The sequence below is a fragment of the Streptomyces albidicamelliae genome, from assembly GCF_025642175.1.
Classification (GTDB): domain Bacteria; phylum Actinomycetota; class Actinomycetes; order Streptomycetales; family Streptomycetaceae; genus Streptomyces; species Streptomyces albidocamelliae.
Genome location: NZ_CP106795.1, coordinates 4,752,116 through 4,771,923 on the forward strand (window position 1 = coordinate 4,752,116; position 19,808 = coordinate 4,771,923).

At 74.1% G+C, this 19,808-nt stretch carries 17 protein-coding genes and 3 pseudogenes; 11 read left to right on the top strand and 9 right to left on the bottom strand.

Features of this window, described 5'->3' with window-relative positions:
- The first annotated feature begins 79 nt into the window (after positions 1 to 79).
- From N8I86_RS21905 to N8I86_RS21920, 4 genes and pseudogenes are all read left to right on the top strand, one after another.
- Positions 80 to 529 (top strand): DoxX family protein, encoded by a 450-nt coding sequence (locus tag N8I86_RS21905; RefSeq protein ID WP_263278507.1) that lies wholly within the window; start codon positions 80 to 82, stop codon positions 527 to 529.
- Positions 529 to 936 carry a Zn-ribbon domain-containing OB-fold protein gene (locus tag N8I86_RS21910; RefSeq protein WP_263278508.1) on the top strand — a complete coding sequence of 136 codons (408 nt, stop codon included), beginning with the start codon at positions 529 to 531 and terminating at the stop codon, positions 934 to 936. Before N8I86_RS21905 ends, N8I86_RS21910 begins: the two co-directional genes overlap by 1 nt.
- A gap of 4 nt (positions 937 to 940) precedes the next feature.
- Positions 941 to 1,798, top strand: coding sequence for a GNAT family N-acetyltransferase (locus tag N8I86_RS21915; protein ID WP_263278509.1), 858 nt, complete (start codon positions 941 to 943; stop codon positions 1,796 to 1,798).
- 81 nt (positions 1,799 to 1,879) lie between these two features.
- Positions 1,880 to 2,077: pseudogene (locus N8I86_RS21920) on the top strand (NUDIX domain-containing protein); the annotation flags it as partial.
- Positions 2,078 to 2,366: 289 nt separating this feature from the next.
- Here the strand turns inward: N8I86_RS21920 and N8I86_RS21925 are convergent.
- Positions 2,367 to 3,035: a pyridoxine/pyridoxamine 5'-phosphate oxidase gene (locus tag N8I86_RS21925; protein WP_073888302.1), complete on the bottom strand. Its 669-nt coding sequence runs from the start codon at positions 3,033 to 3,035 to the stop codon at positions 2,367 to 2,369.
- Between the two features lie 101 nt (positions 3,036 to 3,136).
- On the bottom strand, positions 3,137 to 4,309 hold the full coding sequence (locus N8I86_RS21930; protein WP_073888303.1) for a thiolase C-terminal domain-containing protein: 1,173 nt from the start codon (positions 4,307 to 4,309) through the stop codon (positions 3,137 to 3,139).
- 113 nt (positions 4,310 to 4,422) lie between these two features.
- On the opposite strand from N8I86_RS21930, the pseudogene N8I86_RS21935 reads away from it, so the two are divergent.
- Both N8I86_RS21935 and N8I86_RS21940 read left to right on the top strand, forming a co-directional pair.
- Positions 4,423 to 5,606: pseudogene (locus tag N8I86_RS21935) on the top strand (acyl-CoA dehydrogenase family protein).
- On the top strand, positions 5,606 to 6,088 hold the full coding sequence (locus N8I86_RS21940) for a nitroreductase family deazaflavin-dependent oxidoreductase (protein ID WP_263278510.1): 483 nt from the start codon (positions 5,606 to 5,608) through the stop codon (positions 6,086 to 6,088). The pseudogene N8I86_RS21935 and the gene N8I86_RS21940 overlap by 1 nt, the downstream one beginning before the upstream one ends.
- 33 nt (positions 6,089 to 6,121) lie before the next feature.
- Here N8I86_RS21940 and N8I86_RS21945 read toward each other — a convergent pair whose 3' ends face one another.
- Positions 6,122 to 6,739, bottom strand: a complete 618-nt coding sequence (locus N8I86_RS21945) for a LysE family translocator (protein WP_073888322.1) — start codon at positions 6,737 to 6,739, stop codon at positions 6,122 to 6,124.
- An 82-nt stretch (positions 6,740 to 6,821) separates the two neighbouring features.
- Here N8I86_RS21945 and N8I86_RS21950 point away from each other — a divergent pair, with 82 nt between their 5' ends.
- Positions 6,822 to 7,274 carry an Lrp/AsnC family transcriptional regulator gene (locus tag N8I86_RS21950; protein ID WP_073888324.1) on the top strand — a complete coding sequence of 151 codons (453 nt, stop codon included), beginning with the start codon at positions 6,822 to 6,824 and terminating at the stop codon, positions 7,272 to 7,274.
- A gap of 88 nt (positions 7,275 to 7,362) precedes the next feature.
- Here N8I86_RS21950 and N8I86_RS21955 read toward each other — a convergent pair whose 3' ends face one another.
- Positions 7,363 to 7,998, bottom strand: a complete 636-nt coding sequence (locus N8I86_RS21955; RefSeq protein WP_073888325.1) for a TetR family transcriptional regulator — start codon at positions 7,996 to 7,998, stop codon at positions 7,363 to 7,365.
- A 134-nt stretch (positions 7,999 to 8,132) separates the two neighbouring features.
- On the opposite strand from N8I86_RS21955, the gene N8I86_RS21960 reads away from it, so the two are divergent.
- The 3 genes and pseudogenes from N8I86_RS21960 to N8I86_RS21970 all read left to right on the top strand — a co-directional run bounded on the left by N8I86_RS21960 (position 8,133) and on the right by N8I86_RS21970 (position 12,136).
- Positions 8,133 to 8,867 (top strand): VOC family protein, encoded by a 735-nt coding sequence (locus N8I86_RS21960; RefSeq protein WP_185091286.1) that lies wholly within the window; start codon positions 8,133 to 8,135, stop codon positions 8,865 to 8,867.
- 169 nt (positions 8,868 to 9,036) lie between these two features.
- Positions 9,037 to 11,381 (top strand): annotated as a pseudogene (locus N8I86_RS21965) (outer membrane protein assembly factor BamB family protein).
- A gap of 134 nt (positions 11,382 to 11,515) precedes the next feature.
- Positions 11,516 to 12,136, top strand: coding sequence for a hypothetical protein (locus tag N8I86_RS21970; protein WP_263278511.1), 621 nt, complete (start codon positions 11,516 to 11,518; stop codon positions 12,134 to 12,136).
- On the opposite strand, the gene N8I86_RS21975 is transcribed toward N8I86_RS21970, so the two are convergent.
- From N8I86_RS21975 to N8I86_RS21985, 3 genes are read right to left on the bottom strand one after another with little or no spacing between them, the layout of a single operon-like run.
- The gene (locus N8I86_RS21975; RefSeq protein WP_073888330.1) at positions 12,133 to 12,906 is read right to left on the bottom strand and encodes an enoyl-CoA hydratase/isomerase family protein; all 774 of its coding nucleotides are present in this window, start codon (positions 12,904 to 12,906) and stop codon (positions 12,133 to 12,135) included. The two genes, N8I86_RS21970 and N8I86_RS21975, sit on opposite strands and share 4 nt — an antisense overlap.
- Positions 12,903 to 13,310, bottom strand: a complete 408-nt coding sequence (locus tag N8I86_RS21980; RefSeq protein WP_073888332.1) for a Zn-ribbon domain-containing OB-fold protein — start codon at positions 13,308 to 13,310, stop codon at positions 12,903 to 12,905. The genes N8I86_RS21975 and N8I86_RS21980 overlap by 4 nt, the downstream gene beginning before the upstream one ends.
- 6 nt (positions 13,311 to 13,316) lie before the next feature.
- Complete coding sequence (locus tag N8I86_RS21985) at positions 13,317 to 14,471, bottom strand: lipid-transfer protein (protein WP_073888334.1); 1,155 nt, start codon at positions 14,469 to 14,471, stop codon at positions 13,317 to 13,319.
- 84 nt (positions 14,472 to 14,555) lie between these two features.
- On the opposite strand from N8I86_RS21985, the gene N8I86_RS21990 reads away from it, so the two are divergent.
- A complete protein-coding gene (locus N8I86_RS21990) occupies positions 14,556 to 16,166 on the top strand; it encodes a FadD3 family acyl-CoA ligase (protein ID WP_241840726.1) in 1,611 nt (536 codons plus the stop codon).
- 88 nt (positions 16,167 to 16,254) lie between these two features.
- Here N8I86_RS21990 and N8I86_RS21995 read toward each other — a convergent pair whose 3' ends face one another.
- Together N8I86_RS21995 and N8I86_RS22000 are read right to left on the bottom strand one after the other, a co-directional pair.
- Positions 16,255 to 16,437 (bottom strand): sigma-like protein, encoded by a 183-nt coding sequence (locus tag N8I86_RS21995; protein ID WP_073888337.1) that lies wholly within the window; start codon positions 16,435 to 16,437, stop codon positions 16,255 to 16,257.
- Positions 16,438 to 16,644: 207 nt separating this feature from the next.
- A complete protein-coding gene (locus tag N8I86_RS22000; protein ID WP_263278512.1) occupies positions 16,645 to 19,626 on the bottom strand; it encodes an AfsR/SARP family transcriptional regulator in 2,982 nt (993 codons plus the stop codon).
- Positions 19,627 to 19,808: the final 182 nt, after the last annotated feature.

Consider the following 19,808-nt stretch of genomic DNA (forward strand, 5'->3'; position numbering starts at 1 on the left):
CCGCCGCTCGTGACGCAGCCCACACGAACCCCCGGCGGAGGGCTCGGCAAGGTGCCCTATCTGACGTACCGTCAGATCCATGGACTCGATATGGCTGGACGGCGCTCAGTGGCTGGCGGTGCTGCGTATCGGCCTCGGCCTGTGGTGGCTGGAGAGCTGGCGGCACAAGGACAAGAGGGCCTGGTTCGAGCGTGGGAGCGGCATCGCGTGGGCGGCGGACGTGGCGGCGAAGCACCGCTGGGCCCTGGTCCGGGCGGGCTTCGACACGGTGGTCAAACCGCACCCGAAACTCATGGCGTACGTCGTGGCCTACGCCGAACTGTCCCTCGGCCTCGGCCTGATCGCCGGATTCCTGACCCCCGTCGCCCTGCTCGGCGGCCTCCTGCTGAACGCGATCTACTTCGTCCTCATGATCCACGACTGGGCGGAGCAGGGCCAGAACTCGATGATGGCGCTGATCTCACTGGCCGGCTTCTTCGGGATGGCCTGGCAGACCTGGTCGGTGGACGCCTGGCTGGGCTGGTTCTGATGGGCGCGGCGCGCTACGACCTTCCCGAGCCCGACGCCTTCACGCGCCTCTACTGGGCGGCGGCGGCCGAGGGCCGGCTGCTGATCCGGCGCTGCGCGGACTGCGGCCGGGCCCACCACTACCCCCGCGAGTTCTGCCCGTACTGCTGGAGCGAGCGGGTCGGGTGGGAGGAGGCGAGCGGCCGGGCCACCCTCTACACCTGGTCCACGGTCCACCGCAACGACCTGCCTCCCTTCGGCGAACGCACCCCGTACACGGCGGCCGTGGTCGACCTGGCGGAGGGGCCGAGGATGATGACGCAGCTGGTGGAGTGCGCCGAGGCGGAACTGGCGGCCGGAATGCCGCTGCGCGTGACGTTCCGCGAGGGAAATCCGGTGTTCGGACCGGAGGGTGAGAGCCGATCATGACCGGATGCACCCCGACGACTGGCACCTGACCGAAGACCTGGACGAACTCCTCGACCGGGCGGGCGACTTCCTGCGCTCCGAGCCGGCCCTGCACACGGTTCCGCTGACGGTGACGGACGCGCTCCGCCGCCGCGGCCCGCACGTCTACGGCGGCGAACCGCCCCTGTTCGGCGTGCTGGAGACGGCGGACGGGGTAAGGGCCGTGCTGCTGCACACACCGCCCTTCCCCCTCCACGTCACCCCGCTCACCCCGGACGGGGCGGGCGCCCTGGCGGCCCGGCTGGCGGACGCCGGGCACCCGGTGCCGGGGGTCTCCGGCGAACGGGACACGGCGGCGGCCCTCGCGGCGGCCTGGCAGCGGCGCACCGGCGCCGAGGCCGTCGTCCACCAGCGGCAACGGCTGTACCGGCTGGACGAGTTGACCGTTCCCACCCCGGCGCCGGAAGGCCGGGCGCGGATCGCGGGCCCGGCGGACCGCGACCTGCTGATCCGCTGGTACGGGGAGTTCACGGACGCGGTGGGAGCGGAGCCGCAGGACCCCGCCGAGTGGGCCGACGCCCGTGTCGCCGGCGGTGGGGCCACCCTGTGGGAGACACCGGACGGCACCCCGGTCTCGCTGGCCGGAGCGACCCCGGAGATCGCCGGGCAGGTCCGGATCGCCCCCGTCTACACCCCGGCCGCCCTGCGCGGACGCGGCTACGCGGGCGCGGCCACGGCGGAGGTGAGCCGGGCCGCGCGGGACTCCGGCGTACCGGAGATCCTCCTCTACACGGACCTGGCAAACCCGACGAGCAACGCCCTCTACCAGCGGATCGGGTACCGGCCGGTCGCGGACTTCGCGGTGTGGCGGTTCGGCGGCTGACGCCGCCGGCGGAGGCGGCCTCGCGCCGGGTTCACGCGGACGGTCTCGGCAGCGGGCCGCGGAGCGCATGGCGTCGGGCCGGTGGAGACCTCACACCAGCCCGCCGCACGGGTCGTCTGCCTGGACCCCGCCGTCCGCCTGCTGCTCCTGCGCCGGCGCGACCCGTTCGACGGATCGTGGCTCCGGGAGCCGCCCGGCGACGGCATCGAGCCCGGCGAGACACCGCTGGAGACGGCGCGGGGCGAGCCGGCCGAGGAGACCGGACTCGACCCGGCCGCGGTCCTCGACCACTCGGTGCCGGTCGACCGGGACCTGTGGGGGAACGGCGGACGGCACGTCGGGACGGAGCGGTTCTTCCTCGCGCGGTTCGGCACCGTACGGCCACCGGTGGTGCGGACCTGCCAGCTCCCCGACGAGCGGGCGAACCCGGACACCCGCGCGTGGGCCGCGTGGTCCGAGCCGGGCCGGCCGCCGGACCCCGTCGAGCCGCCCCGGCTGACGGCCGTCCTGCGCGCCCTGGTGCCGGACGGGCCCTGGAGCCGGCCGGGACCCGCCCGCGTCGGCCGGCTCACGGCCACAGCAGCACCCTGCTCCAGCCGAACCCGGTGCTCCGGTACTCCAGCCGTACGTGCCGCCTGTCCGCGTCGCCCTGGAAGAACTCCACCGTCTCGGGGCGCAGCCGGTACAGGGTCCAGGTCGGGGAGGGCTCCGACGGGTTCTCGCGGGCCTTCTCCCAGGCCGCCTCCGACGCCCGGCCGAGCTCCTCCAGCGAGTCCAGCTCCTCGCTCTGCCGGCCGGTGAGCGCGGCGGCCAGCGCCCCGGTGGTCCGTGCGTGCAGGTCGGCCTGGCTCTCCTCGGACGGCGCCTGGGTGACCGCCCCGCGCACCCGCACCTGGCGCCCGAGCACCGGCCAGTAGAAGGCCAGGGCGGCGTCCGGGTGGGCGCGCAGGGCCCGGCCCTTCCGGCTGGTGGCGTGCGTGGCGAAGGACCAGCCGTCGACGTCCGCGCCGTGCAGCATCACGATCCGGACGTCCGGTTTCCCGTCCTCGTCCACCGTGGCCAGCGACATCGTGTGCGGCTCGGGCTGCCCCGCCGCGACCGCCTCCGCGAACCAGTGCGTGAACAACGTCAGCGGTGTGGGAGGAGCGGTGGCCGGGTCGAAGGGCCGCAGCTGCGTCGTCCCGGGGGCCCAGACCCGCTGCGTCCGGAGCAGTTCGTGGAGATCCTCGTGTGCCATGGGGCGAGTATCGCCCGGCGGGGCGGTCGCGCTCGGCCGGGGCGCGCACGGCTCAGGCCGCTCGGCGGGCCGGTGCGGGACATGTCGGTGCGGGCCGGCGCTCACTCCCGGCCCAGCACCACCGTCCCCGAGGAGCAGAACCAGCCTCCGGTCCCCGACGCCACCCCGAGCCGCGGCGGCAGCCCGTCCCGCGTCCGCACCTGCCGCTCCCCGGCTTCCCCGCGCAGCTGCCGTACCGCCTCCACCAGCAGGAACAGCCCCCGCATACCGGGGTGCTGGGCCGAGAGGCCGCCCCCGTCCGTGTTCACCGGCAGGTCCCCGCCCCGCACCAGCAGGCGGCCCTTCTCCACGAACGCGCCGCCCTCGCCCTTGGCGCAGAAGCCCAGGTCCTCCAGGGTCACCAGGGTCATGTAGGTGAAGGCGTCGTAGATCTCGGCGAAGTCGATCTCGGACGGGCGGACACCGGCGCGCTCGAAGGCCAGGGCGCCGCTCACCGCGGCCGGGGAGACGGTGAAGTCCGGCCACTCGGACATGGTGGCGTGGGAGACGTGCTCACCGGTGCCGAGGACCCAGACGGGGGCCGTACGGCAGTCCCGTACGTACTCCTCGGCCGCCAGCAGCACCGCCGCGCCGCCGTCCGAGCGCAGACAGCAGTGCAGCTTGGTGAAGGGGTCCGCGATCAGCGGGCCGGCCGCCACCTCGTCGACGGTGACCGGGTCCCGGAACATCGCCTCCGGGTTGAGGGCGGCGTTCGCCCGTGCCTGCACCGCGACCTGCGCCAGCTGCTCGATCGTCGTGCCGTACTCGATCATGTGGCGCCGGGCCGCCATCGCGTACTTGGCGATCAGGGTGTGGCCGTAGGGCACCTCGAACTGCAGCGGGCCGCGGGCACCGAAGGACAGGTCGCCGGTTCTGCGGCCCGCCCTGATGTCCGCGCGCGCCGTCGAGCCGTAGACCAGCAGGACGGCGTTCGCGTGGCCCACCGCTATCGCGTCCGCCGCGTGGGCCGCCATGACCTCCCAGGTCGAGCCGCCGACGGAGGTGGAGTCCACCCAGGTCGGCCGCAGGCCCAGGTACTCGGCGACCTCCACCGGGGCCAGCGTGCCCAGTCCCGCCGAGGCGAAGCCGTCCACCCGGGCGCGGTCCAGACCGGCGTCCGCGAGGGCGCGGCGGGCCGCCTGGGCGTGCAGGGTGTACGGGGTCGCGTCGTCCACGCGGCCGCAGTCGGCGAGGGCCGCACCCACCACGGCGACTTTCCTGGTCCCTGGCGTCATGAATCTGACGGTACATCAGATACCGGTGCGGGCGGCAGGGTCGCGTCTCTGGGCATCCCCGCGGTGGCGACCTAACATGACGCACCGTCAGATACGGTCCGGAGGGATCAGCCATGGACACGCGCCTCACCGCAGAGCAGGACGAGATCCGCCGAACCCTGCGCGAACTGCTGCACCGACGCTGCGGCCCGCGGGAGCTCCGGGCGGCCGTGGACACCCCGGCCGGGTACGACCCCCTCCTGTGGTCGGCCCTCGCCGACCGGCTCGGACTGCCGGGCCTCGCCCTGCCCGATCGGTACGGCGGCGTCGGCTGCTCGGTCACCGAACTGGTCCTCGCCTGCGAGGAGACGGGACGCGCCCTCGCCCCCTCGCCGCTGCTCGCCACGTCCGTCCTCGCCGCCCCGCTGATCCTCGCCCTGGGCACGGAGGACCAGCGGGCCGGCCTGCTGCCCCGGCTGGCCGCGGGCGGCCTCACCGCCGCCCTCGCCGTCCCCGGGCCGGACCTCGCCGCCGCCCTCGCCCTGACCGGCCGGAACGACGGCTACCGCGCGGGCGGGGACGGGCCGGCGGGGTGCAGGCCCGGCGGACCCCCGACGGGTGGGCCCTGTACGGACAGGCCGACCAGGTGCTGGACGGGCACAGCGCCGGACTGCTGCTGGTCGCCGCGCACACCGGCGGCTTCGCCCGGTCCCGGACGCGGCTGTTCCTGGTGGCCGGGGACGCCGCGGGACTCGTACGGACCCGGCAGACCGCCCTGGACGCCACCCGGCCGCAGGGGCAGGTGCAACTGCGCGATGTGCCCGCCGAGTTGCTGGGCGACGACGACGCCGACGTCCTGCCGGCGCTCGCCGCGCTCGGGGACGCGGTCGCCGCCGTGCTCGCCGCCGAGGCCGCCGGGGCGGCCGGCCGGGCTCTGGAGCGTACGGTCGAGTACGTCGGGCAGCGGGTGCAGTTCGGGCGGCCCGTCGGCTCCTTCCAGGCTGTCAAGCACCGGCTGGCGGACGTGTACGTGGCGGTGCAGGCCGCGCGGTCCGCCGCCTGCTACGCCGCCTGGGCCGCCGCCCACGGCGAGGAGGCGGGCCGGCTCGCGCTCGCCCAGGCGCTGGAGGCACTGCGGGCGGCCGCCGCCGAGGGCATCCAGCTGCATGGCGGGATCGGTTTCACGTGGGAGCACGACGCCCACCTGTACTTCAAACGGGCGGCCGGCGACGAGCTGCTCTTCGGGCCCGTGCACCGGCTGCGCGACCGGGCCGCCGAGACCGCCGGGCTCTTCGCGCGCGGGGAGGTGGCGGTCTGATGGTCCGCGCCGCCGGTGTCCGGCTCGTGCAGAAGGTGTCGTCGACCCGCCTGTTCGCCAGGGTCGCACCCCATGTGATCCCGGCCCTTGACCGCGGGGTGCACCGGCTCACCCGGGGGCGGGTGCTGCTCAGCGCCCAGCTGCTGCCCGGCGTGATCCTGACCTCCACCGGCGCCCGCAGCGGGCTGCCCCGCCGGACCCCGCTCGCGTGCATGCCGCAGGAGGACGGCCGCGGCTGGCTCCTCGTGGGCTCCAACTTCGGCCGGACCGGCCACCCCGCCTGGACCCACAACCTCCTCGCGCACCCGGACGCCTCGATCAACGTCGAGGGCCGGGACGTCCCGGTCACCGCCCGGCTGCTCACCGGGGAGGAGCGCGCGGCGGCCTGGCGGTCCCTGCTGGCGTTCTGGCCGCCGTACGCCACCTACCAGGCCCGGGTGACCAGGGAGATCCGGCTCTTCCGGCTCACCGCGGCGCCCTGAAGGGCGGGCCGGCGCTCCCGGCGGGCCGTACGGCTAGAGCGTCGCCAGCCGCTCCACCAGCAGGAACGCGCCGATGCCCAGCATCGCCGCGCCCGAGGTGCGGGTCACCGCGCGGGCCGCCGCCGGACGGGCGGCCAGCAGGGCGCGGGCGAGGACGCCGACGGCGAGGTAGACGGCCGCGCAGCACGCCATGTGCAGCAGGCCCAGCGCCGCGGTCTGCGCGGCCACGGGCAGATGCGTGCCGTCGACGGTGAGGAACTGGGGGAGCACGGAGAGGTAGAGCAGCAGGCCCTTGGGGTTCGCCCCGCTGATCGTCGCGCCGCGGAGGAAGAGCCGGCCGGCGGGCGCGGGCGCCTCCGCCGCCCCGGGGACGGCCGGCCGGCGCAGCACCGACCAGCCCAGCCACAGCAGGTACCCCGCCCCCGCCACCGTCAGGGCCGTCAGCAGCCGCGGCGAGCCCGCCACCAGCACCGCCAGGCCCGCCGTCGCCAGGACGGTGTGCAGGGCGTACCCGCAGACCAGGCCCGCCACCGCGCGCACCACCGAGCTGCCGCGCAGGGCGGTCGCGATGACGTACGCCCAGTCGGCGCCCGGCACGCACACCAGCAGCAGGTCGACGGCGAGGAAGGAGAAGAGCAGTCCCGAGTCCATGCCGGGGACATTAGGCGCGATTGGCCCGAAAGTGTTCCTGAAGTTTGCCCATGATCGCGGAATCTGGGCAAATATCTGTCTCATGGACGACGTAGACCGCAAAATCCTTGCCGAGCTGCAGCAGGACGGGCGGCTGACCGTGACCGAGCTGGCCGCCCGCGTGCGCCTGAGCGTCTCGCCCTGCCACCGGCGGCTGCGCGAGCTGGAGCGCTCCGGCGCCATCCAGGGCTACCGGGCGGTCGTGGACGCGGCGGCGCTCGGGCTGACCTTCGAGGCGCTGGTCTTCGTGTCCATGCGGCAGGAGGACCGGGACACGGTCGCCGAGTTCGAGCGGGCCGTCAGCGAACTGGATCATGTGCTGGACGCCCAGCGGCTGTTCGGCGAACCCGACTACCTGCTCCGGGTGGCCACCGCCGACCTCGCGGCCTTCCAGCGGCTGTACGACGAGCGGCTCGCGACCCTGCCGGGGGTGCAGCGCCTGACGTCGACCCTGGTGATGAAGCACGTGGTCCAGGACCGGCCGCTGCCGGCCTGACCCCGGCAGCACGGCGGGCGGCGGCCCACGTCATGTGGACCACCGCCCGCGAGACAGGACTCGGCGCCGGAAAAAGGAAAGGGGTGCGCTACCGCGTGGGCTTCTTGCCCGTCACGCCCAGGTGCACCAACAGCGCCAGGTTCGGCTTGAGTTCGGCCTGCTTCACGCCCCAGGACGAGAAGCCCTTCTGGTGGGAGGCCACCGCCGCGAGCATCGCGACCAGCGAACCGGCCACCGCCGCCGGGTTCACGTCCTTGTCGACCCTGCCCTTGGCCTGCAGCTCCGTGATGGAGTCCGCGAGGGAGTTGTTGACCGAGTTCAGGATCTTCATACGGAGCTTGTAGAACCGTTTGTCCCCCTCGGCCGCGCCGAGGTCGACCACGCGCAGGATCGCGTCGTTCTTGCGCCAGAACTCCAGGAAGCCGTCGACGAGTTCCTGCGCGGTCGCCCACCCCGCCTTGCCGGCCCAGGTGCGCCCTTCGAGCAGTTCGGTCAACCCGGCGCCCTCGGCCGCCATTTGCTCGGCGATCTCCAGGACGGCGCCTTCGACGTCCGGGAAGTACTGGTAGAAGGTCGCGGGCGAAGTCCCCGCCTTCCGGGCGACATCGATGACCTTGACATCCCGGTAGGGGGAGGAGCTGAGCATCTCGCTGAGGCAGTCGAGCAGCTTCTGCCGGGTCGCCTGCCCACGCCGGCCGGCCACGCGGCCGTCGACGGTACGCACTTGTCCTGTCATGCCGTCAGCTTACCGAGGGGTGATCGGAGCGCGATTCGGCCGACTGCAAATGGGGTGCACGGGTGCTCTGGGGGTGGTGTGCCTGGTCTGCGCGGTGCGCGCGACCCGGTTACTTTGACGGCATGGCCGAAAACAGGGCATCCGTGCACGAAGAGGCGTACCCCGAGGGCGTCCCCTGCTGGGTGAACGCCGAGCTGCCCGACGTGGAGGCGGGCAAGCGCTTCTACGGTGAGCTCTTCGGGTGGTCCTTCGAGGAGGCGTACGGCTCCTCCGTGTGGGCCCGGCTGGCCGGCGACCTCGTCGCCTCGCTGGCCCCCAAGCGGGACGGCCGTATGCCCACCGTCTGGACGGTCTCCTTCGCGACCTCGGACGCGACGGCCCTCGGCCGCAGGATCACGGCGGCCGGCGGGCAGGTGGTCATGGCGCCGTTCCCGGTGGGCGACCTCGGCGTCGCCGCGCTCGCCGCCGACCCGGAGGGCGCGATCTTCGGACTCTGGCAGCCCGGCACCCACCCCGGCTTCGGCCGGCGGCGCGAGCCCGGCACGTTCGTCTGGGCCGAGCTCTACACCCGCGACACCGCCGCCGCCAACACCTTCTACGGCGACCTCTTCCACGAGGCCCTGTTCGGCGGTGGCGCCCAGCCCGACTTCGGCCGCGCCGACGTCACCGAGGTCTTCGCCGCCGAGATGCCCCCGCACTTCGTCACCCACTTCCGGGTCACGGACCTGGACGGCGCGCTCGGGACGGTCGTACGGCTGGGCGGGCGGGTGCAGGCGCCACCCTTCGAGACGTCGTACGGACGTGTGGCCGTCGTCACCGACAATCAGGGAGCGTCCTTCGCGCTGCTCCAGCGGTGAAACGCCCGCTTTGACGGAAGACACCCCGAATTGTCACCGGGTTCGCAACCAGGGGCCCGGACAGGAAGAATCGGGGTGCGTGCCGCCGAGGCGGTGCGGTGGTGAGACGCTGCACTTCGGTCGCGTACATATGTGGGTGGCGCGGCTCGTACGGGGAGGTGGCAGGCAAGTGGTGGATCAGCTGACACAGCACGATCCGCGGCGGATCGGGCCGTTCGAGGTGCTGGGCCGGCTGGGTGCCGGCGGCATGGGGCTGGTCTATCTCGCGCGCTCGGCGTCCGGCCGGCGCGTGGCGATCAAGACGGTGCGCACCGAACTGGCCGAGGACCAGCTGTTCCGGGTGCGCTTCACCCGTGAGGTGGAGGCGGCCCGCGCGGTCTCCGGGTTCTACACGGCGGCCGTCGTGGACGCCGACCCGCGCGCCGCCGTGCCCTGGCTGGCCACCGCCTACGTGCCCGCGCCCTCGCTCGAGGAGATAGTGAACGAGTGCGGGCCCCTCCCGGCCCAGGCCGTGCGCTGGCTCGCGGCGGGCGTCGCGGAGGCCCTGCAGTCCATCCACGGCGCCGGACTGGTGCACCGCGACCTCAAGCCGTCCAACGTGCTCGTCGTCGAGGACGGCCCCCGGGTGATCGACTTCGGCATCGCCTCCGGGGTCTCCAACACCCGTCTGACCATGACGAACGTCGCCGTCGGCACCCCCGCCTACATGTCCCCCGAGCAGGCCAAGGACTCCCGCAGCGTCACCGGCGCCAGCGACGTCTTCTCGCTGGGCTCGATGCTGGTCTTCGCCGCCACCGGCCACCCGCCCTTCCACGGCGCCAATCCGGTCGAGACCGTCTTCATGCTGCTCCGCGAGGGCCCGGACCTCACCGGTCTGCCGGACGAGCTGCGCCCCCTGATCGAGTCCTGCATGCAGATGGAGGCCACCGGCCGGCCCAACCCCGCCGACCTCCAGGCCCAGCTCGCCCCGCACCTCTTCGGCTCCGGCTCCGACGACAGCGGCACCGCTTCCGCCTGGCTGCCCGAGAAGGCCGTCGGCCTCATCGAGTCCCGCCGCGGCGGCCGCCCGGCGATCAAGCCCGCCCCGGCCACCGCGCCCGGCCCCCGCAGCGGCGGCCGCGCGGCCGTGCCCCCGCCGCCCCCGTACGACCCCCGGGCCCGGCCCCCGTGCCGGTCGGCGCCCCCGGCACCGGCCCGGTGCAACTGGCCGGCGCCAAGGTGCCCATCGGCCCCGGCCCCCGGGTCGCCGACGCCCGCGCAGCCGCCGTCAAGGCGCCCCCGCCCGAGGCCGGCCTGGTCGCCAGCTGGTCCCGTCCGCGCCCCGGCGTGGCCGGCGCCGACCCCGCCGTACCGCCCGCCCCGCCCATGCCTCCGGAGACGGCGAGCGGCTGGCGGCCCTGGCGGTTCCGCATGTCCAACGACGTCTGGGGCACCCCCGCGGTCGACGGCGACCTCGTCTACGTCACCTCCTTCGAGGTGCACGCCCTGGACGTGGGCACCGGCCGCCGCCGCTTCAAGACGCGGGACGTGGCCTGGTCGATGGCGGTGGCGGACGGCCGTATCCACGCCTCCGACGGCCCCACCCTGTTCGCCCTGGACGCCCGCGAGGGCACCGACCTGTGGCGGCTGTCCACGGACGCCTGGGTGTACTCCCTGACGGCGGACCGCGGCACGGTCGTCACCGGCACCCGCGGCGGCGGCGTCCAGGCCTGGGAGGCCACGGGCGGGCAGAAGCTGTGGGAGATCAGCGGCTGCCAGACCGACTTCGAGTCGCCCGAGGCCGGCCCGCTCGTCCACGACGGCACGGTCTACGTCTGGCAGGACGCCCGGCTGCGCGCCCTGGAGGCCCGCACCGGCGAGGAGCGCTGGTCGTACCCCATCGGTGACGCCGCCTCCTGCGGCGGGGTCCCGGTGCGCCTGAACCCGGCCGACGACGGTTACGTCTACATCTCCGCCGGCACCCGCGTCCTCGCCATCGAGGCGGCCGGCGGCATGGTGCGCTGGCACTTCGAGGCCCCCGCGGTCTTCCTCAGCCCGCCGGCCTTCGCCCCCGGCCCGGCCGTCACCGGCGGCGGGGTCTACCTCGCCGACTACCTCGGCACGGTCTACGCCCTGGACGCCACCGACGGCCGCGACCGCTGGCGCATCGCCACCGAGTCCCGCTCCTCCGTCGAACCGGTCCTGGTCGCCGGCGGGCACGTGCACGTCGGCAGCGGCAAGGGTCTCTACACCCTGGACGCGGTCACCGGCACGCCCAAGTGGCGCTTCCAGGCCGGCGGCGACGTCGTGGGCGCACCGGCGGTGGCCGAGGGCCGCATCCACTTCGGCTCCACCGACCACCTGCTGTACACCCTGAAGGCCGACGACGGCCGGCTGCGCTGGAAGCTGGCGACGGGCGGCGAGATCACCGGCTCCCCGGTGGTCAAGGACGGTGTGGTGTACGCGTGCAGCAAGGACCGGTGCGTCTACGCGCTGGACGCGGAGAAGGGCACGGGCACGGCACGGACCGGCTGAGGTGAGCGCGACGGCCGCCGTACCGGTCGCACGGAAGGGCTCCGGACGGCGGCCGTCCCAGGGCCGACGCTACCTGGGGTGACCGTTCCCCGCCAGGCGGTACACGGCGGGCCGCCGCTGGCTATGGTGTTGGCATGCACCTGCAAACACGGACGCGCGCGCTCAGGTACACGGCCGTACTGACCCTCTTGGTCCTCAGCCTCAGCGGATTCTCGCGGGGCCACCACGGCCGCCACGGAAGCGGTGGGGGCGGTTGCAGCAGCTCCCACCAGGACCACGACAGCTCGTCCTCGTCCACCTCGGGCGGCGGGACGTACGACGACTCGGACGACGACAGCTACGGCACCGGCGGCGTCGGTACGACCGGCGGCAGCAGCGCGACGGGCGGCTCCGGGACGACCGGGAGCACCGGCGGGAGGACCTACCACCGGCGACCCACCCACCGGGCCACCGCCACCTCCTCCGCGACGAGCGGCCGGGCGCTGAAGGACGGGACGGCGAAGCTGGTCGCCTGCGCGACCGCGAAGAAGCCGTACGCGACGGTCGAGATCGCGAACCCGAACGGCCGCGCGGCCGAGTTCCAGGCCCACGTCCTCTTCTACGACGACCAGGGCACCCAGATCCTCGACAACTCCTCCTACACGGTCAAGGTGCCCGCGAGGGGCACGGCGACCACCCGGGTGCCGGTGGGCGACCGCCTCCGGCTGAAGGTCGACCACTGCGAGGCCGAACCGGAGGCGGACGTCAGCTCCTAACGCACCTCGAACCCGGGCCGGCGGGCGGCGAACAGCTCGGCCTGCCGCTCGGCCGGCAGGTTGCCCAGCGCGATGAGATGCGGCGCCTGCGCGAACGCCTGCGCACGCGCCGCCTCCCCGGCCGCCCACAGCGCCCGCACGGTCCCCTGCACCCCCTCGGGCGGGTGGGAGGCGATGACGGCGGCGCAGCGCACCGCCTCGGCCAGGGCCTCGCCCTCCGCGGTGAGCCGCGAGACCAGCCCGATCTCGTGGGCCCGCCGCGCGGAGATCCGCTCGGCCGTCCCCATCAGCGCCATCCGCGCGACCTCCCCGTACGGCATCCGCTGCGCCATGAGCACCGACTCGTAGGCGCTGACCATCCCGTACGTCGTGTGCGGGTCGAAGAAGGTGGCCGTGGTGTCGGCGACGACGAACTCGCTCTCGCCGAGGAGGTAGAACGCGCCGCCGCACGCCATCCCGCGCACGGCGGCCACGACCGGCTTCCACAGGCCGTTCGCCTTCGGCCCCAGCCCCAGCAGCGGATCGTCCTGCATGTACGGCGACGACGGCTGCGGCACCACCGCGTCCCGGTCGATGCCCGTGCAGAACGCCCGCTCCCCGGCCCCGGTCAGCACCACCGCCCGCACCGAGTCGTCGAACCGCAACGCCCGCCACACACCGGCCAGTTCCGCCACCATCTCCAGGTCGACGGCGTTCAGCCGCGCCGGCCGGTCCAGGGTGACGACGGCGACCGCGGTGTCCTCGTCGACGTCGAGGCGCACGGTGTTCACGCGAGCACCCACTGCGGCAGCCCGCCGGAGAACACCACCTGCACCCGGGCGCCGATCCGGATCCGGCCCGGGTCGAGGGAGCCGAGCGGCGCCCCCGGCCCGGTGACCAGGTTGCCGGCCAGCCGGATCCGCGGGGCCTCCTCCAGCTCCACGAGGACCACGTTGTACGGCGCCTGCGCCGCGTAGTCGGGCAGCAGCGGCGGGTGCGGCACGACGTACGACCACACCCGCCCGCGCCCCGACACCGGCCGCCACTGGCTCGCGAAGGACTGGCAGTGGGGGCAGCAGGGCCGGGGCGGGAACCGGAGCTCGCCGCAGTCGGCGCAGGCCTGGACGCGCAGTTCGCCCCGGGCCGCGTACTCCCAGAAGGGGGCGCCGTCGGTGTCGGTGACCGGACTCAGCATGACGGGTCAACTCCTCAGCAGAAGCGCGGAGGTGGGGACGCCCTCGCCCGCCGTGACCAGGCAGGTGGCGGCGCCGGGGACCTGCGCGGTGCTGGTGCCGCGCAGCTGCTTCACCCCTTCGTTGATGAGGTTGAAGCCGTGCACGTAGGCCTCGCTGAGCCCGCCGCCCCCGGTGTTCACGGGCAGCCGCCCGCCGATCTCCAGGGCGCCCTGCTCGGTGAAGGCGCCCCCCTCCCCGCGTGCGCAGAAGCCGTAGCCCTCCAGGGAGAGCGGGATCAGCGCGGTGAACGCGTCGTAGATCTGCGCCACGTCCACGTCGTCCGGGGTGAGGTCCGCCTGCTTCCACAGGTGCCGGGCCGCGGTCCAGGCGGGCCCGGTGAGCGGGTCGTCGTTCCAGTAGTTGACCATGCCGTGGTGCTGGGCGGGCAGGCCCTGGGCGACGGAGTGCACGTACACCGGCCGCTGCCGGCAGTCCCGCGCCCGCTCCGCGGAGACCACCACGCAGGCGAGGGCACCGTCGGTCTCCAGGCAGTTGTCGAACAGGCACAGCGGCTCGCTGATCCACCGGGACGTCATGTACATCTCGCGGGTCAGGGGCCGTTCGTACATGACGGCAGCCGGGTTCTGGTTGGCCCGGTTGCGGCAGGCCAGGGCCACGTTGAACAGATGGTCGCGGGTGGCGCCGTACTCGTGCATGTACCGGCGGGCCAGCATGGCGATCTCGTCCGCGGGCCGCAGCAGCCCGAAGGGCCGCGTCCACTGACCGGGAGTAGGCAGCTGGACGGCCGTACTGGTCCAGGGCCGGGGTCCGCTGCCCCGTTTGCGGGACCGCCACGCCACGCCCACCGTGGCCTGCCCGGCGGCGATGGCGGCGGCGAGGTGGGCGACGGTGGCGCAGGAGCCGCCGCCGCCGTACCCCACCTTGCCGAAGTAGGTCAGATCGCCGAAGCCGACCGCCTTCGCCAGCTCCACCTCGTCGGTCTCCTCCATGGTGTAGGAGGCCAGGGCGTCGACCTCGCCGGGTGCGATCCCGGCGTCGTCGAGCGCGGCGAGCACGGCCCGGCAGGCGAGGGTTCGCTCGTCCTCCGGAAGGTGCTTGGCGAATGCGGTCTGTCCTATGCCGACGACGGCCGTGGCGTCCTTGAGTCCCGTCCCTGCCATGCGAGGCCCCCTCTCCTGACAGTGCGTCAGGTTACCGCTAATCTGACGGTCAGTCAGCTGTGCGCGACCACGGGGAGGTCTGCTGTGAGTGACTGGGGCACCGTCCCGCGACTGGTGCGGTCCGCGGCCGAGCGGTACGCGGACGCCGAGGCCGTGGTCGAGGGCCGGACGAGGACCACGTACGCCGAACTCGGCGCCCGGATCGAACGCGCCGCGGCGGCCTGCCTGGCCTGCGGGGTGGCCAGGGGCGACCGGGTGGCCGTGTGGGCGCCCAACTCCCTCGACTGGATCGTCGCCGCCCTCGGCGCCGTGTCGGCGGGCGCGGTGCTGGTGCCGCTGAACACCCGCTTCAAGGGCGCCGAGGCCGCCGACGTCCTGCGCCGCAGCGGGACCCGGCTGCTGTTCGTCACGGGCACGTTCCTCGGCACGTCGTACGTGGCCTCGCTGCGGCGGGCGGCCGGCGAGGGGGTGCCCGACGGCCGGGGCCCGCTGCCCGGCCTGCCGGACCTCGACCAGGTGGTGGTCCTCTCCGACGACGCACCGCCCGACTTCCGCACCTGGAAGGACTTCCTGGCGGCGGGTGAAGGGGTGACGGCGGCGGAAGTGCGGGCGCGGGAAGCCGAGCTGAGCGGCTCGGACCTGTCCGACATGGTCTTCACCTCCGGTACGACGGGCCGTCCCAAGGGGGCGATGACCACCCACGCCCAGACCCTGCGCGCGTACGAGATCTGGGCCGACCTCGCCGGACTGCGGTCCACCGACCGCTATCTGATCGTCAACCCCTTCTTCCACACCTTCGGCTACAAGGCAGGGGTGATCGCCTGCCTGATGCGCGGGGCGGCGATGATCCCGCAGCCGGTGTTCAACGTGGACACGGCGCTGGCGAACATCGCGGCGGAGCGGATATCGGTCCTGCCGGGCCCGCCGACCCTCCACCAGTCCCTCCTGGACCACCCGGCCCGCGACGCCCACGACCTCTCGGCCCTCCGCCTGGTCGTCACCGGAGCGGCCGTGGTCCCCCTCCGCCTGGTGGAACGCCTGCGCGGCGAACTCGGCATCGGCACGGTCCTCACCGCCTACGGCCTCTCCGAGGCGAGCGGCATCGTCACGATGTGCCGGCGCGGCGACGACCCGTCGGTGATCGCCTCGACGTCCGGCCGGGCGATCCCCGGCACGGAGGTTCGGGTCGCCGACGCCGCGGGCGGACGGGTGCCGCCCGGCACGCCCGGTGAGGTGCTGGTGCGCGGCTTCAACGTGATGCGCGGCTACTGGGCCGACCCGGCCGCCACCGCGGAGGCGGTCACCGCCGACGGCTGGCTGCGCACGGGCGACGTCGGCGTCCTCGACGCCGGGGGCAACCTGCGGATCACCGACCGCATCAAGGACATGTTCATCGTCGGCGGCTTCAACGCCTACCCCGCCGAGATCGAGCAACTGCTGGGCCAGCACCCCGATGTGGCCGACGTGGCGGTGATCGGCGTCCCGGACGCCCGCCTCGGAGAGGTCGGCAGGGCCTTCGTGGTCCGCAGCCCCGGCGCCTCCCTCACCGCCGACGACCTGATCGCCTGGTCCCGCCGGGAGATGGCGAACTACAAGGTCCCGAGATCGGTGGAGTTCGTCCCCGAACTCCCGAGGAACGCGAGCGGGAAGGTGGTGAAGGGGGTGCTGCGGGGGAGCGGGCCACCGGCACGCTGAGGCCGCTGCGGTGGACCCTCCGGACACACCACGGCCGCGACGGCTCCCCCTCCGCGCCGCCGCGGCCGATCCCCGTCGGGGTGGTGGTCTACTTGCGATCGAGGTCCAGGGCCGGCGGGGCCGGGGTGTGCTGGTCCATCGTGGTGACCGGCTCGTCCAGTGCGGGCGGGGCCGGGGTGTGCTGGTCCATCGTGGTGACCGGCTCGTCCAGGGCGGGCGGGGCCGGCGTGTGCTGGTCCTTCATGGTGACGATCTTCTTGTCGTTGCTCATGGCTGGTACTCCAAGAGATATGTGGCGCAGAGACGGGAACGCCCGTTCGGAAACTCCCCCGAGGGTCGCCGAACGGGCGTTCCAGGAGGCCTCAGAGTAGCCGCGAGGCCCGGTCGATCCGCCTGCCCCCCGAGAACGGCGGCTCGACTCCTAGAGAGTGACAGGCAGTCATAAACGTTCGATGAACGCCCCTGTGGGGGCCGCCTCTCAGGCCGCCGCCAACGGCGCGAGCAGGCTCCGGACCTCGGCCGCCTCGACGGACCCCGCCTGCTCGTACAGGGACAGCGCCTCCTGCCAGCAGACCCGGGCCCGGTCGGACTGCCCGAGTGCCTCCAGGGCCCTGCCCAGCATGGTCAGGGCGTTGGCCCGCATCCAGTCCCCGCCGATGCAGCCGATCGCCAGGGCCTGTTCGGCGTGCTGGGCGGCCAGGGCGGCGCGCTCGGACACCAGGTGAACCTGGGCGATGCGAAAGTGCGTGGTCCCCTCCCACAGGCGCTGCCGGCTGTCCGTGAACATCCGCAGTGCCTCGGACAGTTGCACCAACGCCTCGGACAGCGACCCGGCCTGGGTGAGCACGATGCCCAGCGCGTAGTGCGCGTTGGCCAGGCGGACGGACATCCCGAGTTCGTCGTAGATGTCGACGCCGCGCTTCGCGAGCTCCACGGCCTCCCCACTGCGCCCCATCGAGGCGAGGGAACGGGACAGGTTGCACACGGCACTTCCCTCGCCCGGCTTGTTGCCGTCGGCGCGGAACGCCTCGATGGCCCGCTGCAGATACGTCCCCGCGTCCGCGAACCGGCCCGTGCAGTTGGCGATGATGCCCAGCTGGTTGGGTGCCGTGCTGCTCGTCCACGGGTCCCGGGCGGTCTCGTTCAGCGCGTCCGCGTGCTCGGCCTCCAGCCGGGCCTCGTCGAACCGCCCCGACTGGCTGAGGACCTGGGCGAGGGTGATCCGGGCCCGGGTCTCGGCGTGCGGGTCCCCGAGCGCGGCCGCCGCGTCCCGCGCGGCGACGGCGGTCGCCTCGTAACGGCGCGCACTGGCCCCGGACTCCGCCAGATCTATGGTCGTCAGCAGGAGATCGACGGCCCGCCGCAGGGTGGGCGCTTCGAGCGACTGCTGTACGCACGCGAGAAGCGGTTCGGCCTCGGTGTGCAGCCAGTCCAGCGCCGCCGAGGCGCCGGCGAAGGCGCTGCCCGGCCGCCGCACGTGTTCGAGGTGGGTGACCGTACGGTCACCGGGGCGCTCCATCGCGTAGACCTGCGCCGCCGTCGCCAGGTAGTGGTCCAGCAGTCGCGACATCGCCGCGCCCCGTTCGCTCGGCGGCTGTTCGTCGCGGGCCGCGCAGGCTCGCGCGTAGAGGCGGACCAGGTCGTGGAAGCGGTAGCGGCCGGGAGCCGCCGATTCCAGGAGGGACGTGTCGACCAGGGACTCCAGCAGGTCCTCCGTGGCCTCCGCGGGCAGGTCCAGGACCGCGGCCGCGGCGGCCAGGGAGATGTCCGGGCCGTCGGCCAGGCCGAGCAGGCGGAACGCGCGCGCCTGGGCCGGCTCCAGCTGGCCGTAGCCCAGCTCGAACGTGGCCTTCACCGCCAGGTCGCCCGCCTGGAGCTCGTCCAGCCGGCGCCGCTCGTCCGCGAGCTTGGCCGCGAGGACGGAGACCGTCCAGGTGCGGCGGGCCGCGAGGCGCGACGCCGCGATACGGATCGCCAGGGGCAGGAAGCCGCAGGCCGCCACCACGTCCAGCGCGGCCTCGCGCTCCGCCGCCACCCGTTCCTCGCCCACGATCTTGGTGAAGAGGGCGAGCGCCTCGTCGGGGGACATCACGTCCAGGTCGACCAGGTGCGCGCCGGCCAGGTCGAGCATCCGCACGCGGGAGGTGACGAGGGCCGCGCAGCCCCCCGTGCCGGGCAGCAGGGGCCGTACCTGGGCCGCGTCCTTCGCGTTGTCGAGCAGGACCAGGACGCGGCGGCCGTCCAGCACCGAGCGGTACAGGGCCGCCCGCTCCTCCAGCGAGTCCGGCACGGCCGAGTCGGCCGTGCCGAGGGCGCGGAGGAAGGAGCCGAGGACCGTCTCCGGCTCGGCGGGGCGCGGGCCCGCGCCCTGGAGGTCGACGTACAGCTGGCCGTCGGGGAAGGCGGCGCGGGCCCGGTGGGCCACGTGCACCGCGAGGGTCGTCTTGCCGACGCCGCCGATACCGGCCAGTGCCGAGACGGCCATCACCCGGCCCTCGGTCTCGGAGGCGGCGGACAGCACCTCGCTCAGCTCGGTCACGAAGGCCGCGCGTCCGGTGAAGTCCGGTACAGAAGCAGGAAGTTGCGCCGGGCGCACCGGCGCGGCGGCGGGCTCCGACGCCGGGGCGGACGGCTCCGCCAGCACCGGGTCCGCCTGGAGGATGCGCTGCTGGAGTTCGCTGAGACCCGGGCGCGGGTCCACGCCCAGCTCCTCCGCGAGGAGGCGGCGGGTGTCGGCGTACACGGCGAGCGCCTCCGCCTGCCGGCCGCCGCGGTACAGGGCCAGCATGAGCAGTTCGCGCAGGCGCTCGCGGAGCGGGTGGGCGGCGGTCAGCGCCGTCAGCTCCGAGACCGCCTCCGCGTGGCAGCCCTGCTCCAGGTCCATGTCCAGGCGGGATTCCAGCAGGCCCAGGCGCCACTCCTCCAGCCGGGCCCGCTGCGCCTCCGCGTACGGTCCGGGCACGCCCGCGAGCGGTTCGCCGTCCCACAGGTCCAGGGCCCGGCCGAGGGCCGCACGGGCGTGCCGGAGGTCCCCGGCGCCGCGTGCCTTCTCCGCCTCCGCGGCCAGCTCCTGGGCCGCGGCCAGGTCGAGAGCGCCCTCGCGCAGCCGGCGCACCGCGTAGCCGCCGGACTCGCTGACCAGGACGCCGGGGTCCAGCACCTTGCGCAGCCGGGAGGCGTACGTGCGGAGCGCGGCCAGCGCCTGGGACGGCGGCTCGGTGCCCCACAGCGCGTCGATCAGCTCCGCCGCCGTCGCCGTACGGCCCTCGCGCAGCAGCAGGGCGGCCAGCAGGGCGCGCTGCTGGGGGGAACCGGTGTTCAGCGCCTCCACGCCGCGCCAGGCCCGCACCGGACCGAGCACGCTGAAGCGCAGCGCGTCCGGCTCCGTGGCGGTGCCGGCCTCGGCCCCGGCCACGGAGCCGGTACGCCGCTGCTCAGGTACTCGCGGCCCACCGTCCATGCGTTCGCCCCCCTCGGCATCATGAACAACCCCGTCAGTTTGCCTTGTTCCGGGCAGTTGCGTCAGCCGTGGGAGACGCCGATCACAGGCCGGTATGCATCGGTGCACAAGGCGTTCACACCCTCTTCGCATCCGCCGGCCGCTCGTCATCAGCTGACGGGTCGTCAGATCGGCGCTACCGT